This is a genomic window from Novosphingobium aromaticivorans DSM 12444 (assembly GCF_000013325.1).
Lineage (GTDB): Bacteria > Pseudomonadota > Alphaproteobacteria > Sphingomonadales > Sphingomonadaceae > Novosphingobium > Novosphingobium aromaticivorans.
This window is the reverse complement of the sequence record NC_007794.1, coordinates 2,518,667-2,535,391: the sequence shown is the minus strand read 5'-3', so window position 1 is coordinate 2,535,391 and position 16,725 is coordinate 2,518,667. Positions and strand designations below refer to the sequence as shown.

Below are 16,725 nucleotides of genomic sequence, written 5' to 3'. Positions count from 1 at the left end.
TGATGCTCGGGAGCGGGGCAAGGGCAGGGCCATGTCCGTCCACGCTCCCGCGCCGTTCGCGCCTTCGGCACCGCTCCGGCTGTTCAATAGCCTCACCCGCCAGCTGGAAGCGTTCCAGCCGGTCCACGCGGGCGAGGCGCGCGTCTATTCGTGCGGGCCGACCGTGTACAACTACCCGCACATCGGCAACATGCGGGCCTATGTCTTCGCCGATCTGCTCGGGCGTACGCTGTCGTTCAAGGGGCTGAAGCTTACTCACGTCATCAACATCACCGACGTCGGCCACCTGACCGACGATGCCGACGAGGGCGAGGACAAGATGGAGAAGATGGCGCGGGCCGAGGCGCGCTCCATCTGGGACATCGCGAAGCACTATACCCAGGCCTATTGGGAGGACGTGAAGGCGCTCAACATCCGCCAGCCCGCGCGCTGGACGATTGCCACCGAATACGTGCCCCAGATGATTGCCTTTGCCGAGCGGATCGCGGCGAAGCATTGCTACGAACTCGACAGCGGGCTCTATTTCGATGTCTCTACGGTCGCCGATTACGGCCGTCTGGCCCGCGCCCAGACCGAAGAGGGCGAGGGGCGCATCGAGGCGGTCGAAGGCAAGCGCAACGGCGCCGACTTCGCCATCTGGCGCAAGACGCCGCCGGGCGAGAAACGCCAGATGGAATGGGATTCGCCATGGGGCAGGGGCGCCCCGGGCTGGCATCTCGAATGCTCGGTCATGTCGGGCGAAGTCCTCGGATTTCCGTTCGACATCCACACCGGCGGCATCGACCACCGCGAGATCCACCACCCGAACGAGATCGCGCAGAACCAGGCGTTCTGCTGCACCAATGGCTTGGACGTGCCGGCCAATTCGGGCGCGCGCATCTGGATGCACAACAACTTCCTGGTCGAGCGCTCGGGCAAGATGAGCAAGTCGAGCGGCGAGTTCCTGCGCCTGCAGCTGCTGATCGACAAGGGTTATCACCCTCTGGCCTACCGCCTCATGTGCCTCCAGGCCCACTATCGCAGCGAACTCGAGTTCTCGTGGGAGGGCCTTGGCGCCGCACTGACGCGGCTCAAGCGGATGCTGATCGCGGTGGGCCAGCTCAAGGAGCGTGCGCCGGAAGTCGCAGCGCAGCCGGGGCCGCGCTTCACGCCGTTCCTCGAAAGGTTCGACGCGGCTATGTCGGACGACCTCAATACCGCCGTCGCACTGACCGTTTTCGAGGAAGTGCTCGGGCTGAAGAAGGTCGATCCGGCGGACAAGCTTGCCGCTGTCGCCGCGATGGACGCCGTCCTCGGGCTCGGGCTGCTTGAACTCGACCGCAGGGCGCTGCGCATCCGGCCCAAGGGCGTCGAGATCGACGAGGCTGGGATCGAAGCCCTGCTAGATGCTCGCAAGGCGGCCCGTGCCGAAAAGGACTTTGCCCGCTCTGACGCACTTCGCGACCAGATTGCTGCCAAGGGCGTGGAAGTGATGGACGGCGATCCGCTCGGCTGGGAGTGGAAACTCGCGTAACCAGTTTCATTTCAGGACCGGCGCGCTAATCTCTCCGCCGACACAACCGGAGAGTGCCGCAAAGTGACAGTTCTTGTGATGAATGCCGTCGCGGCGCCGCTGGTCGAAAGCCGCCTGCCGGATTGGATCGAACCCCGTTTCTTCCGGTCGGTCGAGGAGCTGTTCCAACTGGCGCCCGAGGCAGAGATCGGCTGGTTCGATCTCAACGACAAGGAGCCGATGGCCAAGGCCATCCGCAGCGCCACCAAGCTGAAGTGGCTCAACTCTATCTATGCGGGTGTCGACGCCATGCCGCTTGATCTCTTGCGCGAGCGCGGCGTCGTTCTCACAAACGGCGTCGGCATCAACGCGATCACCATCGCCGAATATGTGGTCATGGGTATGCTTACGGTCGCGAAGGGTTATCGCGAGGTGGTTCGCGCGCAGGAACGGCATGAGTGGCTGATGGATTCGCCCGGCAAGGTCGAGCTTCACGGCTCGCGCGCGCTTGTTCTCGGTTACGGCGCGATCGGGCAGCGGGTCGAAAGGATGCTTCAGGCCTTCGACGTCGACGTGGCGAAGGTCAGGCGCTCCGGAGGGGCCGGCGCTCTGGGCCCCGACGAATGGCGCTCACAGCTTGGCACATTCGACTGGGTCATCCTTGCCGTTCCGGCGACGGCCGAGACAGAAGGCATGATCGGCGCCGCCGAACTGGCGGCAATGAAGCCGACCGCGACCCTCATCAACGTCGCCCGCGGCACCGTGGTCGATCAGGAGGCACTGGTCGTCGCGCTCTCGGCGGGGCGCCCGGGTCAAGCATTCCTCGATGTCACCTCGCCGGAGCCGCTGCCGGCGGATCATCCGCTGTGGTCCTTGCCGAACGCGCACGTGACGATGCATCTGTCGGGGCGGGCGCAGACGCGGATGTTCGAGCGGTCTGTAGCGCGGTTCCTCGAAAATCTCGCGCGGTTCCGGCGCGGAGAGCCGCTCGAGCCGCAAGTCGACCTTGCGCTGGGATATTGAGCGGAACCCCGTGAGGGGGTGACTTGCTGCCCTCGGTTTGATAGCCCTTGCGCCAAGGGCACGTGCGGGGGCCATAACGACACGCACGAACGGCTTTTCGCCCACGCGGTCGCATCCGGTAGATGGAGGAAGTCGCAGGGTGGCCGCGCGTCTTCCACAGTGGGAGCGACGCGAAATGGCCGACGGCAAGAAGGCATCCGACCTGTTTATCGAGTGCCTCGAGGAAGAGGGCTGCGAGTACATCTTCGGGGTTCCGGGCGAAGAAAACCTCGACTTCCTCGATTCGCTGTCCCGCTCGAAGAAGATCAGGCTCGTTCTCACCAGGCATGAACAGGGCGCGGGCTTCATGGCCGCGACTTACGGTCGCCATACCGGCAAGACCGGCGTTTGCATCGCGACGCTGGGGCCCGGCGCAACCAACTTCGTCACCGCTGCCGCTTATGCCACGCTGGGCGGGATGCCGATGCTCATGATTACCGGGCAGAAGCCGATCAAGAAGTCGAAGCAGGGCCGCTTCCAGATCCTCGATGTCGTCTCGATGATGGGGCCGATCACCAAGTTCACGCACCAGATGGCGTCTTCGGACAATATCCCCAGCCGCGTGCGCGAGGCCTATCGCCTTGCCGAGGAGGAAAAGCCCGGCGCGACCCACATCGAATTGCCCGAGGACATCGCCGACGAACACACTACATCGGTTCCCCTGAAGCGCAGTCTGGTTCGCCGGCCCAACGCCGATGCCAAGTCGGTCGCACAGGCGGTCCACGCCTTGCAGAACGCCAAGGCGCCAGTCCTCGTGATCGGCGCCGGGGCGAACCGCAAGATGACTGGCAAGATGCTGCTCGAATTCGTCGAGAAGACCGGTATCCCGTTCCTGACGACGCAACTCGGCAAGGGCGTGATCGATGAACGCCATCCAAAGTTCCTCGGCTGCGCCGCGCTTTCGTCCGGCGATTTCGTCCACCGCGCGGTGGAGGATGCCGACATCATCATCAATGTCGGCCACGACGTTATCGAAAAGCCGCCGTTCTTCATGCGCGAGGGCGGGACGCCGGTCATCCATGTCTCGACCAAGACCGCCGAAGTCGATCCCGTGTACTTCCCCTCGATCGAAGTGATCGGCGACATCGCCAACGCGATCTGGCAGATGAAGGAAGCGATCACGCCCAATCCCGCGTGGAACTTCGACCACATGCTGGCCTATCGCGCGGCCGAAGTTGCGCACACCGCGCCGTTGGCCGCTGACATGCGCTTTCCGGTATTCCCGCCGCATCTTGTCCAGCAGGTGCGCGATTGCATGCCCGAGGACGGCATCATCTGCCTCGACAACGGCGTCTACAAGATATGGTTCGCGCGCGGCTACACGGCTTACAAGCCCAATACCGTCCTGCTCGACAATGCGCTGGCGACGATGGGGGCGGGGCTTCCTTCGGCCATGATGAGCGCGATGCTCTATCCCGACCGCAAAGTCATGGCGATCTGCGGCGACGGCGGTTTCATGATGAACAGCCAGGAGATGGAGACTGCGGTCCGCCTGGGTCTCAATCTCACGGTGCTGATCCTCAACGACAGCGCCTATGGCATGATCCGCTGGAAGCAGGCAAACATGGGATTCGAGGACTTCGGGCTGACGTACAACAACCCCGATTTCGTGAAGTATGCCGACAGCTACGGGGCCAAGGGATACCGTGTCGAAAGCGCGGAACATCTCGAGAAACTCCTCGCACATTGCCGCGACACTCCCGGCGTCCACCTGATCGATTGCCCGGTCGACTATTCGGAAAACGACCAGATCCTGAACAAGGACATCAAGGAACTGTCGAAGGCGCTCTAGGGCTCCTTGATCCGACCGGCATCCCCGCCCCGGCCCCCGGACCGGGGCGGGAACGACGTGGAGACATTGTGAAGTGACCAAGCTGAAAGACGTCTACCCGCTCTACCTCAACAACAAGGCGGTGCAGCCCAACGCCGACCTCGAGGTGACGAACAAGTTCAATGGGAAGGTCGCCTTCCGGACGGCGCTTGCGACGCCCGACGTGATCGACGAGGCCATCGCGGGAGCGGTCCGCGCGGCAGCGCCGATGGCCCGGCTGGCGAGCTACGAGAAGCGTGACGTGCTTGACCATTGCGTCAGCCGCTTCATCGAGCGGAAGGACGAACTGGCTTATGCGCTTTGCATCGAGGCGGGAAAGCCGATCGCGGATTCGGAAGGCGAGGTAGGTCGCCTCATCGACACGTTCCGTATCGCCGCCGAAGAAGCGACCCGCAACTACGGCGAGATCCAGCCGCTCGACATCTCTCCCCGCGCCAAGGGCTACATGGGGATGTGGAAGCGGGTGCCGATCGGACCATGTAGCTTCATCTCGCCATTCAACTTTCCGCTGAACCTTGCCGCGCACAAGATTGCGCCCGCGATCGCAGTCGGCTGTCCCTTCGTGATGAAGCCCGCCTCGATGACCCCGCTCGGCGCGATCATCATGGGCGAAGTTCTGGCCGAGTGCGATGTCCTTCCAGAAGGCGCGTTCTCGATCCTGCCGGCCAGTCGTGACGGCGCGGAGCTGTTCACCACCGACGAACGCCTCAAGCTCCTGTCCTTCACCGGCTCCCCCGGCGTGGGCTGGGACCTCAAGGCGAAGGCCGGGAAGAAGAAGGTCGTGCTGGAACTGGGCGGCAATGCGGCGGTGATCGTCGATAGGGACGCCGATCTGGAACACGCGCTCGCCCGGATCATCTTCGGCGGCTACTACCAGTCCGGGCAGTCGTGCATCCACGTCCAGCGGGTAATCATCCACGCCGACATCTACGATACCTTCCGCGACATGCTGGCCGCGAAAGTGAAGACGCTGAAGGCAGGCGATCCGATGAGCCGCGATACCTTCATCGGTCCGATGATCTCCGCGAAGGAGGCGCAGCGGCTCAAGAAGTGGATCGATGCGGCGGTCGCGGGCGGAGCGAGGCTTCTTGCGGGCGGAAGCTGCGAGGGCAACATGCTCGAGGCGACGCTGCTCGAAGGCTGCAGCCGCGACATGGAGGTCTATACCGAAGAGGCTTTCGGTCCCGTTGTGATCCTGTCGAAGTTCACTGACTGGGATGCCGCGCTCGATGAGGTGAACGACAGCAAGTTCGGCCTTCAGGCCGGTGTGTTCACATCCGATCTGCACAAGGTGCTGGAGGCCTGGGACAGGCTCGAGGTCGGCGGGATCGTCGTCAACGACGTTTCCTCCTACCGCGTGGACAACATGCCCTATGGTGGCGTGAAGGACTCGGGGCTCGGTCGCGAGGGCATTCGTTTCGCCATGGAGGACATGACGGAGATTCGGAACATGGTCATCCGGAGGCGGTAAAATCCGGGGAAATTCGCCGGTTGGCATGGGCTTATTCATGCATGAGGGGCAATAGCCACTTGAACCGCAGGGCCTGTGTAGCCTAGGCTCCATCCAACGGGGTCGCATTGCAGCACTTCCGGCAAGCGCGTGGTACAGGGCAACAGCCCGGCTGCGTGGGGTCCGGCGGGGACGAGGGGCAATGCTGGACAAATTCATCGCAATCCGGCGGTTCGCGGGCATCGGTAGCGCCTTTCCGCGCTCGGCCGTGATGGCCTTTGCTGCGTGCCTGGCGATGGCCGGCGCGGCTCTTGGCGCGTCCTCGCTTGTTTCACCGGCGGTCCAGGCTCAGGGGGCGGGCGGCTCGCTTCGGGCCCACGTCGGCGTTGCGTCCTGCGCGGGCTCGACGTGTCACGGCCGCAGCGCGGCTGATGGGGCTGTGGTCCGACAGGATGAACTCATGCGCTGGCAGGAGGAGTCCTCTCCTTCGGGCGCGCATAGCCGCGCCTGGCGGGTGATCCAGGAGCCGCGCGGACAAGCGATCATCCGCCGCATGGGTCTCGATTCCGCCGGCATCCAGCGGGAATGTGCGGGTTGCCACGTTACGCCCGGTTCCGCTCGGCCTGCCGATGGCGTCGATTGCGAGGCCTGCCATGGCGCGTCCGGTGGCTGGCTTTCCACGCACTACACCGTGGGCGCAAGCCACGCGCGCAACGTGGCGCAGGGTATGACCGACCTTACCAGTCCGCGCACAAAGGCCCAGGTTTGCCTCGATTGCCACTTCTCGGGCGATGCCAAGGGGCAGTTCATCGCCCACCGCATCATGGCCGCCGGTCATCCGCGCATCTCGTTCGAGCTTGATCTCTGCACGACCCTCCAGCAGCATCACGACGAAGACGCCGACTACGTGCGCCGCAAGGGCGGCAAGACGAACTCGATGCGCATGTGGGCCGTCGGGCAGGCCGAAGCGGTGAAGCGCAGCCTCGAACTGTTCAGCCAACCGGCTCGGGCGACCGACGGCATTTTCCCCGAGTTCACGTTCTACGACTGCCATTCCTGCCATCGCCGGATTTACGATGGCGAAGAGGGCAACGTCACTGCGGTGCCCAACCCCGGGCGCCCGGTCCATCTCGGCATGCCGCCTTACAATGACGAGAACATCATCATGCTTCTTGCCGCGGCCAGGGTCGTTGCGCCCGATGCTGCCGCAGGCTTCGACGCAAGGAGCAAGGCATTCCACCGGGCCATGGGTGCCAATCGCGCCGAAGCCGTGGCAGCCGCTCAGGCGCTGCGGCAGTCCGCGGACGCTTTGTCGTCGCGCTTCGCCTCGGCCAGTTTTACCCGCGAGCAGACTTTCGCGATCATGGAATCGATCGCCAGCGATGCCATTGGCGAACGCTTCACCGACTACGGCGGGGCAGTGCAGTCGGTCATGGCGGTCGACACGCTGCTGAACGGCCTCGTCAATCAGGGCATGGTGCCGGCGGGCTCGGCGGGTAACCTGAGGGTGCAGATCAACCAGGCCTATGCCGCTGTACGCGACCCCAATGGTTTCCAGCCGTTTGCCTTCCGTCGCGCGCTCGGTGGTGCCGTCCGATCGATCCGGAGCCTCCGCTGATGCGCATGCCATTGCCCCTGAGGCAGGGAACCGCCGTCGCACTTGCTCTCTCGCTTGCGCTTTCCGGGTGCGGCGGGGGTGACTCCTCGTCGGGTGGCACGTTCACGCCCACCCCGACGCCCAGCTCGTCCGGGCGTTTCTTCGCTGACCCGGCGCAGGAAGCGCTGACGGTTGCCGAGGTCCAGCAGATCGTTGCCCAGGCCGTGGGCGAGGCGAAGGCCTTGAACTATCCCGCAATCGTCGCCGTCGTCGACCGTGTCGGGAATGTCCTTGCCGTGTTCCGTATGAACGGCGCCGTCACGCGCATGATCACCAGCCAGCGGACGGCGACCGGGGAAATCTCCCCCCGCGAAGTCGATGCGCAGGGTCTCGAGGTCGAGGCTACCATGGGCGCGATTTCCAAGGCGATCACTGCGGCGTATCTTTCATCGAGCGGCAATGCCTTTTCGACCCGCACGGCGAGCATGATCGTGCAGGAGCATTTCCCGCCCGCGTCGAACACCCCCGGGCTGGAAGCCGGACCGTTGTTCGGGGTGCAGTTCAGCCAGCTCCCCTGTTCGGATCTTGCTTCTCGCTTTGTCACCGGCAATGCGGGCTCTTCGGCCTTCATCGGCCCCAAGCGCTCGCCGCTTGGCTTGGCGGCCGATCCCGGAGGACTTCCTCTCTACAAGAACGGCGTCGTCGTTGGCGGGATCGGGATCATGGCCGATGGCGACTACGGCTACGATCCCAACGTCCTAGACGTCGATGGCGATCCCGAGGAATACATGGCGCTGGCCGGCATCCAGGGCTTCGCTCCTCCGGCCGACATCCGAGCCGACCGCATCCCGGTTGACGGATCGACGCTGCGCTTTGCCGATGCGCGCGAGGAGGGGCTCCATCCTCTTCAGACCAGCTTTGCCGCAATCAACAACGTTATCGGCACGCTCGTGCCGGTACGCGGCTATTTCGACGGCACCGGCGTGGTCGCAGGGACGCCGTACGGCAGCGAAAGCAGTGGCATCCGCCGGGCGACCACGGCCGAGTTTTCCCTCCCGGATGCCTATGTCCTGACCAATGGTTCGGGTTCGGATCGCTATCCGATCAGGGGCGGCACAGATTCGGCAGCTGTGGGCCAGCCGCTCACCGCAGCCGAAGTGAGGGCGGTTCTGGAGGAAGCGTTTACGATAATGACGCGTGCCCGCGCGCAGATTCGTCGCCCGCTTGACAGCCGGGCCCAGGTTTCGATGTCGGTCGTGGATACCTATGGCGAGGTGCTTGGTCTCGTTCGCGGGCCCGATGCTCCCATCTTCGGCATCGACGTGTCGCTGCAAAAGGCCCGCACGGCAGCTTTCTTCTCGAACCCGGTCGCCGCCGAACAGCTTCTTGCCGATACCGACGCCGAAATCCCCGCCTTCGTCCAGCGCGTCCGCGATTTTCTGGGCGATCAGAGCGCGCTGACGGGGAAGGTCGCCTTTGCAGACCGTTCGGGCGGGAATCTCTCGCGACCATTCTTCCCCGACGGCGAATTGGGGCGACCAAATGGACCGTTCTCGCGTCCGATTACCGATTTCAACCCGTTCGCGACCGGGCTTCAGATCGCTCTCGTGAAGGCCAACCTGCTGCAGCACGCGGTCTTCGTGCAGAACAGCTTGAATGCCCGTGACGTGGCGCAGACCTGTACGGCGGTGCCGGACACGCCAACGGGGCGCAAGCGTCTGGCCAACGGCATCCAGATATTCCCCGGTTCGGTTCCGATCTATCGCGGCGACAAGCTGGTCGGCGCGATTGGCATTTCCGGCGATGGCATCGACCAGGATGACATGATCGCCTTCCTTGGAGCGCACAACGGCGGCGTGCGGGTCGGCAGTATCGGCAATGCACCCAAGGCGATCCGCGCGGACACGATCGTCGTCCCGATCGGGGCGGGGGTGCGGCTGCGCTACGTGAACTGTCCGTTCTCGCCGTTCCTCGATACCTCCGACCAGAACGTCTGCGAGGGCAAGTGATGCAGCAGGTCGTCGCCCTGATCGCGCCCGCCCTGGGAATGGCCAGTCCCGCTCCCATGGCGCTGCCGTACCATGTCCTTGCCGCCGTCGAGGCTGCCGGACCGGGAGCGATGGAACCGCAGGAGGCGAGCCCATCCGACCAGCAGCGGGCACCCGCCACGGAGCCGCTGCCCGGAGGCGAAACGGATGCCGACGGGGCGCTGATCGACGGGCGCCGCCGACCGGGCTTCAACAAGCGCCTTCCGGACAAGGTGGAGCAGGACAATCCCGGCGCAGTGAATGCGCCGCCGCCCGAAGCGTTCTACGACAAGTACGACGGCGACGGTCCGATTGGAGATCTCGGCCTAGAGGTCGGCTTGCCCGACCGCTGGCGCATCATGTCCACCCTGTGCCCGCAGAAGGACGCGGCGACGGGCAAGAAGGACCGTTCGCTTTACACGCTGTTCCCCCGGCTCGAATATGTCTGCCATTCGCAGCTCGACCCGTTCCATCACAACCTTCTCAAGGGCGACCGTCCGCTAGCAAAGGGCAAGCGCCCCGGCTTCCTCAAGGGCGATGACTGGTTCCTCATCGCGAGCGCTGTCTCGGATACCGTGGTCGAGCCCCGCAGCTTCCCGATCCCGGTCGGAAACCAGACCACGACCAACCCTAACGAGATCGACGTCTTCGGTCGCAGCCACAGCCTTGTCCTGTCGCAGACCTTCATCGCCGGCCTTTCGCTCTTGAAGGGCATGACGGCGTACAAGCCGCCGGTCGTCGAATACCGCATCGCGATCGCAGGCAACCTCAATCACGTCGAAGTGCCGGAGCGGCGCGTCCTTTACGTGCAGCCATCCAAGGGCACCAAGCGCACCGACGGCTTCATCGGTCTGCAGGAAGCCTTCATCGACTATCACATCGGTCGCTTCGACACGAAGCGGTACGATTTCGTCAGCCTGCGCGCCGGCATTCAGCCGATGCAGTCCGATTTCCGCGGCTTCCTGTTCAACGACAACCAGCTTGGCGTCCGCCTGTTCGGCAACCGCGACAACAACCGCGTGCAGTTCAATCTCGCCGCGTTCTGGCGCCTGGAAAAGGAAACAAATTCCGGCCTGAACGACATCAGCCAGTCGCCGCGTCGGGACTGGGTGTTCATGGCCAACCTCTACCGGCAGGATTTCCCCTTCGTCGGCCTGACCAGCCAGGTCTCGGTCACGTACAACATGAACCGGGAGCGCAACGACGTCCATGCGGACACCAACGGCTTCCCCGTGCGGCCTGCACTGCTGGGGGACCTGCGTGGCCGCGAATACGACGTTGTCTATCTCGGCTATGCGGCTGACGGGCACATCGGTCGACTGAACCTGACCGCGCAGCTCTATGCGGCGCTGGGCGAGGACCGGAACAATTTTCTCACCAGCCGCCCCGCCGAGATCAAGGCATTCATGGCGGCGGCCGAGCTGAGCTACGACATCGACTGGACCCGCATCCGCCTTTCCGGCCTGTGGGCAAGCGGCGACAGTGACCCCTACGACAAGACCGAAGGCGGCTTCGACGCAATCTTCGAGAATCCGCAATTCGCGGGCGCGGATACGAGCTATTGGATTCGCCAGACGATCCCGTTCGCCGGCGGTGGTCGCGCGATTTCGGTGAACGGTCGCAACGGCATTCTCAACAGCCTGCGGTCCAGCAAGGAGCAGGGGCAGTCGAACTTCACCAACCCGGGCACGATGATGCTGGGGCTGGGTGGCGATTTCGACCTTACGCCGACCGTGCGCGTCTCGACCAACGTCAACCACTTGTGGTTCGAGAACACCAAGATCCTGCAAGTCCTGCGTAACGAAGGCTCGATCCCCAACGACATCGGCTGGGACACGTCGGTCTCGGCAATCTGGCGGCCCAATGCGTCGCAGAACCTGATCTTCCGCCTGTCGGGCGCCATGCTCGAACCCGGCGGCGGCTTCGATGACCTGTTCTCGCAGCAGGGCAAGGCAAGCCGCTTCTATTCCGTCCTCGCCAACGCGACCCTGGCCTTCTGATGAACAGGCTCATGACCCAAAAGCGCCGCAATCGCACTCTCCCGCTGGCATGGCTCGTCGCGGCGCTCGCTGCGTTTCTGGTGCCGAGCGCGCTCTACGCGTCGGGCGAGGAGAAGGCGCAGAAAGTCACCTATACCCGTGCTCCTGCGGCACCGCGCGGCCAGCCCGGCGACACGGTCGAGGAGCAGTGGGTCTTTGTCGACAAGCAGAACGCCGGCTGCGTAAGCTGCCACACGGCGAGTGATCATCGCACGATGCACGCGAGCCCGGCGGTCGTGCTGTCCTGTGCCGATTGCCACGGCGGCAACACGAAGGTCGTTGCCGACCGCTCGTGGAACCGCAATTCGATGGAATACGTCGGCGCGATGAAGGACGCCCACGTCCTGCCCCGGTATCCCGTTGCCTGGGGCTGGCCCTCGTCCGCAAATCCCAAGCGTTCCTATGCTCTTCTGGCCAAGGAAAGCCCTGAGTTCGTCCGTTTCATCAACCCTTCGGACTATCGTGTCGCACGCGATTCCTGCGGTGCATGCCACATGTCCATCATCGAGGCGTCCGAGCGTTCGCTGATGTCGACAGGCGCGATGCTGTGGGGCGGCGCGGCCTACAACAACGGCATTGTCCCCTTCAAGAACTACCTCTTCGGCGAAAGCTTCACCCGCAATGGCGAAGCGGCGCTGATCAAGTCTCCGTCCAAGGAGATCGGCCCCGACGGCCAGCCCATGTGGGGCACTGTCACGCCCAGGGAAAAGGCGCGTGGTGCGCTGCCGATCATGTATCCGCTGCCGCGCTGGCACACGATTCCGCCGGGCGACGTGTTCCGCGTTTTCGAGGACGGTGGTCGCACGATCAACCCGCAGTTCCCCGAGATCGGGCTTCCCAATTCCACCGGCCTTATCCAGCGCCTCGAAGAGCCTGGCCGTCCCGACCTCAAGCAGTCGAACCGCGGACCCGCGACCGGTCTGCGCGTCGCGATCCCGGTCCTGAACATACACAAGACGCGCCTGAATGACCCCTTCCTCTACCAGATGGGCACCAACGACCAGCCGGGCGACTATCGCTCCTCCGGCTGCGCTTCGTGCCACGTCATCTACGCGAACGACCGCGAACCTCGGCACAGCCTGAATTATGGCAAGTGCGGCCGTGACGGCCAGACCGCGACCGCCGACCCCACCATCAATTCCCTGCGCGAAGGCCAGCACCGCAAGGGCGCCTACGGCAGCTACGATGCCGCCAAGCAGGAACACCACGAAAAGGTCCGGGCTACCGTCCTGGGCGGCAAGGGCACCTATCTTGGTGGCGACAGGTCCGATCCCGAGCAGTCAGCCGACATGGCAGCCGATTGCGCCCGTGCGATTTCGTCGGCCGAACAGCTCGTCTATGCGCCGGCAAAGGGCGTCGCGCCGCATGGCACGATGGACCACGACAAGATGGACCAGGCCTCCGCCCACGCCCTGGCAGGTCTGGATGAAAAGGGCCATGCGAAGAAGGGCGGCAATAACGCCGCAGGGCACGGCGACGAACATGAAGGCCCCGTGGCCATGCAAGACCGCGAACGCGGCCACCCGCTAGTCCACGCCTTCACCCGCGCCATACCCACAGCGCAGTGCATGAACTGCCACATGCACCAGCCGAACATCTTCCTGAACTCCTATCTCGGCTACACGATGTGGGACTACGAGTCCGATGCTCCCACCATGTGGCCGGGACCGGAGAACGTCGCGCCCAAGCCCGCCGGCATGTCCGACGCGGACTACGAGAAGACGTACAAGAAGCAGTTCTATCCCACGATCGACGAGCAGCGCGAGGTCCTCGACCGTAATCCGGAGGGCGCTTCGACGCGCGGGCTCTGGCGCGACGTGGAATTCCTGCGCAACGTCTATGACCTCAACGGGCAGCGCAAGGACACGCAGCTCGCCGACTATCACGGGCACGGCTGGAACTTCCGCGCGATCCTCAAGCGCGACCGTCGCGGCAACCTGCTCGACGATGAGGGCGATATGTCGTCCTACGGCACCGACAAGGCGCACATCGTCTCGCCCGACGATCCGGAGAAGTTCCGCAAGGCGGGTGAGGGCAAGTTCGTCGATCCCGGCGAAAGCAATCCCGGCAAGGCCGTCCACATGATGGACATCCATGCCCAGCTCGGCATGCAATGCGCGGATTGCCATTTCTCGCAGGACAGCCACGGCAATGGACTGATCTACGGTGAAGTCGCCAATGCGGTCGAGATCGGCTGCAAGGACTGCCACGGCACGCCTGACGCCTACCCGACGCTCCTGACCTCGAACATGGCCGCCCCGGAGAAGGGCAACAACCTTGCACTGCTGCGCAACGCCGATGGCCAGCGCCGCTTCGAGTGGTTCAACGAGGCTGACGGGCGCCGCGTACTGGTCCAGCGTTCGATCATCGATCCCAACCTGTCCTGGCGCGTCAGCTTGGTGAAGGATTCGGTAGACGCGCGCTTTGCCGGCAAGATCGACACTGCCGGCAAGCCGATCTTCAATCCGAAGGCCGCCCGCGCCAAGCTCATGGCAAAGTCCGCGTCCGAGGACGGCGTCTACAAGTTCGGCACCGGCGTGCCCAAGGAAGCGCGCGCGCACCGCGACGACGACATGGCCTGCTTTACATGCCACCTTTCGTGGACCACTTCGTGCGCAGGCTGTCACCTGCCTATCGAGGCGAACTGGAAGTCGGCCACGCACAAGTACGAGGAAGACTACACCCGCAATTATGCGACCTATAACCCTCAGGTCGCGCGCGATGACATGTTCCAGTTGGGCAAGCACCAGCGCAACAAGTCGTCGGGCTCCGATCCGGTGCAGTTCGATGCCTCGGGCAACCCTGTGTCGGGCAAGGCGATAACCGCGCCTATCCGTTCGTCATCGGCGCTGATCCTGTCGTCGACCAACATCAACCGCGAACGCATCTATGTGCAGCAGCCGCCGATCTCGGCCATCGGCTATTCCAGCCAGGCCTTTGCGCCTCACTTCCCGCACACCGTCCGCAAGAACGAGACGAAGCAATGCACCGACTGCCACGTCAGCCAGGATGACGACAACAACGCCACGATGGCGCAACTCCTGCTGCTGGGCACGAACTACGTGAACTTCGTTGGCATGAACGCCTGGTTCGGTCTCGACGGCGGCTTCGAGGCGGTGCGAGTGACCGAATGGGACGAACCCCAGGCGGTGATCGGCTCGTACCTCCATCGCTATGCCTATCCGGACTTCTGGAAGCAGCATGTCGAGAAGAACGGCCGCGAGTTGAAGAACTGGACGCGCGGCAAGCCTTTCGACGGCAAGCTTTCCGGAGAGACGACGGGCCACGAGGAGTTCTCGAACGTGGTCGAAGGCACGAAGGACGCGGTCCGGTGCCTGCAGATGCGCGGGGAGTACATGTTCGTGGCCGAAGGAAAGGGCGGCTTCCGCGCCTACGATATCGCGTCAGTCGCCAACAAGGGCTTCTCCGAGCGCATCGTCAACGCGCCGTTCTCGCCGCTCGGCCAGGACACCCATGTCGCGACGACCAACGCGACCTGCATGGCGCTGCCGACCAACCAGTCGATCGCACCCACCCGCAACACGGCGGAGCTGCGCGGCATCAACCAGGAACAGCCGTTCTCGCCGATCTACCACTACGCCTTCGTCACCGATGCCGTGGAAGGCCTGATTGCGGTCAACGTCGACACACTGGCGGATGGCGAGTTCCGCAACAACTTCTTCACCCGCTCGCTGACCTTCAATCCGGATGGCGTACTGACCGGTGCGCGCCACATCACGCTGGCCGGTGACTACGCCTATGTCGTCACCGACAAGGCGGTGGTCACGGTCCATCTGACGAAGCCCTGGTCGCCGGACAAGCCATGCGAGGTCAGCGACAAGAAGGGCGGCGAGACGTGCCTCGACCCGCGCATCACATCGGTCGTTCCCTTGCGCGATCCGCGCGCCACGGCGGTGCAGTTCCGTTATCTCTGGGTGACGACTGCCAACGGGCTCGAACTGATGGACATTACCAGCCTTGCCCAGCCCAGGCCGGTGCCTTCGGCAACGGTCCCGCTGGCCGATGCTCGCCGCGTCTATCTTGCCCGCACCTACGCCTATGTCGCGGCCAAGCAGCAGGGCCTCGTGATCGTCGACATCACCGCGCCCACCCGGCCGGCGATCTACACGAGCTATACCGCCGACGGGCAGCTCAACGATGCCGAGGACGTTATCGTCGCATCGACCAACGCTTCGCTCTTTGCCTACGTCGCGGATGGGCGAAATGGCATGAAGGTGCTGCAGCTTACATCGCCGGCCAGCCAGCCCAACTTCTACGGGTTCTCGCCCGAGCCGAGGCCGGAGCTGATCGCGTGGGCCCGCACGCCGACGCCTGCGCTTGCGCTTTCCAAGGGGCTGGACCGCGACCGCGGCGTGGATGAGACCGGCGGCCAGATCGCGATTTTCGGTCGCCTGGGGTCGCGGCCGTTCAACAGGGCAGAAATGGAAGATCTTTTCCTCAACAGCCGGGGAGAGGTTTTCCGGGTCACCAACAAGGTGGACATGAGCCTGTGGGTCGGGGCGAAGACGGCGCCCATGCTCGCCAGGGTCGATCAGTAGGGTTTTCTGGTTGGAGAGGAGACCGGACGCCCCGCGCAGGGCGTCCGGCTTTCCACTTGGTCCAATCCTTCCGTGCTCGATCCTCCCGGGGTCAATCCTCGTCCAGCAGCAGGACGTCGCACTCCACCTCCAGCATGGGGGTGGGCAGCATTTCGTGATCGACCCGGCCAACCGATGCATCGGCGACGAGTTGGCCGCGCATCCTGAACTCGTGGTCCGGCAGCAGCGCGATGAAACTCTCGCCGTCGCTTACCGCATCGCAGCCTGCGAAGCGCAGTACGATCGTGTGGCGCGAGCCCGAGAAGGTGATGCTCGCCCAGGGCGTCTCGGCGTGGGAGACGATCTCGGCCAGCGGTCCGGCGACCTCGCGCACTTCGCGCAGCAGCCGTTCGCTTGGCGCGATGCGGCGCGGGGGCGCTGCCGTCTGCATGGCGGATTTGATCTCGAAGGCGCAATGGTCAAGCAGCATGGACACTCTCCGCAAAATTGTTCATGAAATGTTCCACGCGCGTTACCATGGCGGAACGCGGCTCGCGTCCGTTTCGCAGGTCGCCCACAAGCCGGGGGTCATGTGCGGCGAGGCGCCCGAACTTCGTGCACGGCATCCCCGTGCGCTCCAGGAACCTTTCGATCTGACGGAGAAGCATTTTTGTCTGGCCTCCATGGTG

At 64.1% G+C, this 16,725-nt stretch carries 10 protein-coding genes; 8 read left to right on the top strand and 2 right to left on the bottom strand.

Annotated elements, in window-relative coordinates; all coding sequences use genetic code 11:
* Window positions 1-31: 31 nt before the first annotated feature.
* The 8 genes from cysS (at window position 32) to SARO_RS11945 (ending at window position 16,057) form a co-directional block, all read left to right on the top strand.
* Entirely contained in the window at window positions 32-1,513 is a 1,482-nt protein-coding gene (cysS, locus tag SARO_RS11980; protein WP_011446023.1) for a cysteine--tRNA ligase, read from the top strand.
* A 78-nt stretch (window positions 1,514-1,591) separates the two neighbouring features.
* Window positions 1,592-2,515, top strand: a complete 924-nt coding sequence (locus SARO_RS11975) for a D-2-hydroxyacid dehydrogenase (protein ID WP_011446022.1) — start codon at window positions 1,592-1,594, stop codon at window positions 2,513-2,515.
* A gap of 175 nt (window positions 2,516-2,690) precedes the next feature.
* Window positions 2,691-4,346, top strand: a complete 1,656-nt coding sequence (locus SARO_RS11970) for an acetolactate synthase large subunit (RefSeq protein ID WP_041550322.1) — start codon at window positions 2,691-2,693, stop codon at window positions 4,344-4,346.
* Between the two features lie 73 nt (window positions 4,347-4,419).
* Window positions 4,420-5,856 (top strand): aldehyde dehydrogenase family protein, encoded by a 1,437-nt coding sequence (locus tag SARO_RS11965; RefSeq protein ID WP_011446020.1) that lies wholly within the window; start codon window positions 4,420-4,422, stop codon window positions 5,854-5,856.
* Between the two features lie 181 nt (window positions 5,857-6,037).
* Window positions 6,038-7,453, top strand: coding sequence for a multiheme c-type cytochrome (locus SARO_RS11960; protein WP_011446019.1), 1,416 nt, complete (start codon window positions 6,038-6,040; stop codon window positions 7,451-7,453).
* The gene (locus tag SARO_RS11955) at window positions 7,453-9,441 is read left to right on the top strand and encodes a GlcG/HbpS family heme-binding protein (protein WP_011446018.1); all 1,989 of its coding nucleotides are present in this window, start codon (window positions 7,453-7,455) and stop codon (window positions 9,439-9,441) included. Before SARO_RS11960 ends, SARO_RS11955 begins: the two co-directional genes overlap by 1 nt.
* A complete protein-coding gene (locus tag SARO_RS11950) occupies window positions 9,441-11,459 on the top strand; it encodes a hypothetical protein (protein ID WP_011446017.1) in 2,019 nt (672 codons plus the stop codon). The genes SARO_RS11955 and SARO_RS11950 overlap by 1 nt, the downstream gene beginning before the upstream one ends.
* An 11-nt stretch (window positions 11,460-11,470) precedes the next feature.
* Complete coding sequence (locus SARO_RS11945; protein ID WP_234007355.1) at window positions 11,471-16,057, top strand: hypothetical protein; 4,587 nt, start codon at window positions 11,471-11,473, stop codon at window positions 16,055-16,057.
* A gap of 91 nt (window positions 16,058-16,148) precedes the next feature.
* On the opposite strand, the gene SARO_RS11940 is transcribed toward SARO_RS11945, so the two are convergent.
* Window positions 16,149-16,526, bottom strand: coding sequence for a hypothetical protein (locus SARO_RS11940; protein WP_011446015.1), 378 nt, complete (start codon window positions 16,524-16,526; stop codon window positions 16,149-16,151).
* Window positions 16,516-16,704 (bottom strand): hypothetical protein, encoded by a 189-nt coding sequence (locus SARO_RS21505; protein ID WP_011446014.1) that lies wholly within the window; start codon window positions 16,702-16,704, stop codon window positions 16,516-16,518. The genes SARO_RS11940 and SARO_RS21505 overlap by 11 nt, the downstream gene beginning before the upstream one ends.
* Between the last annotated feature and the right edge of the window lie 21 nt (window positions 16,705-16,725).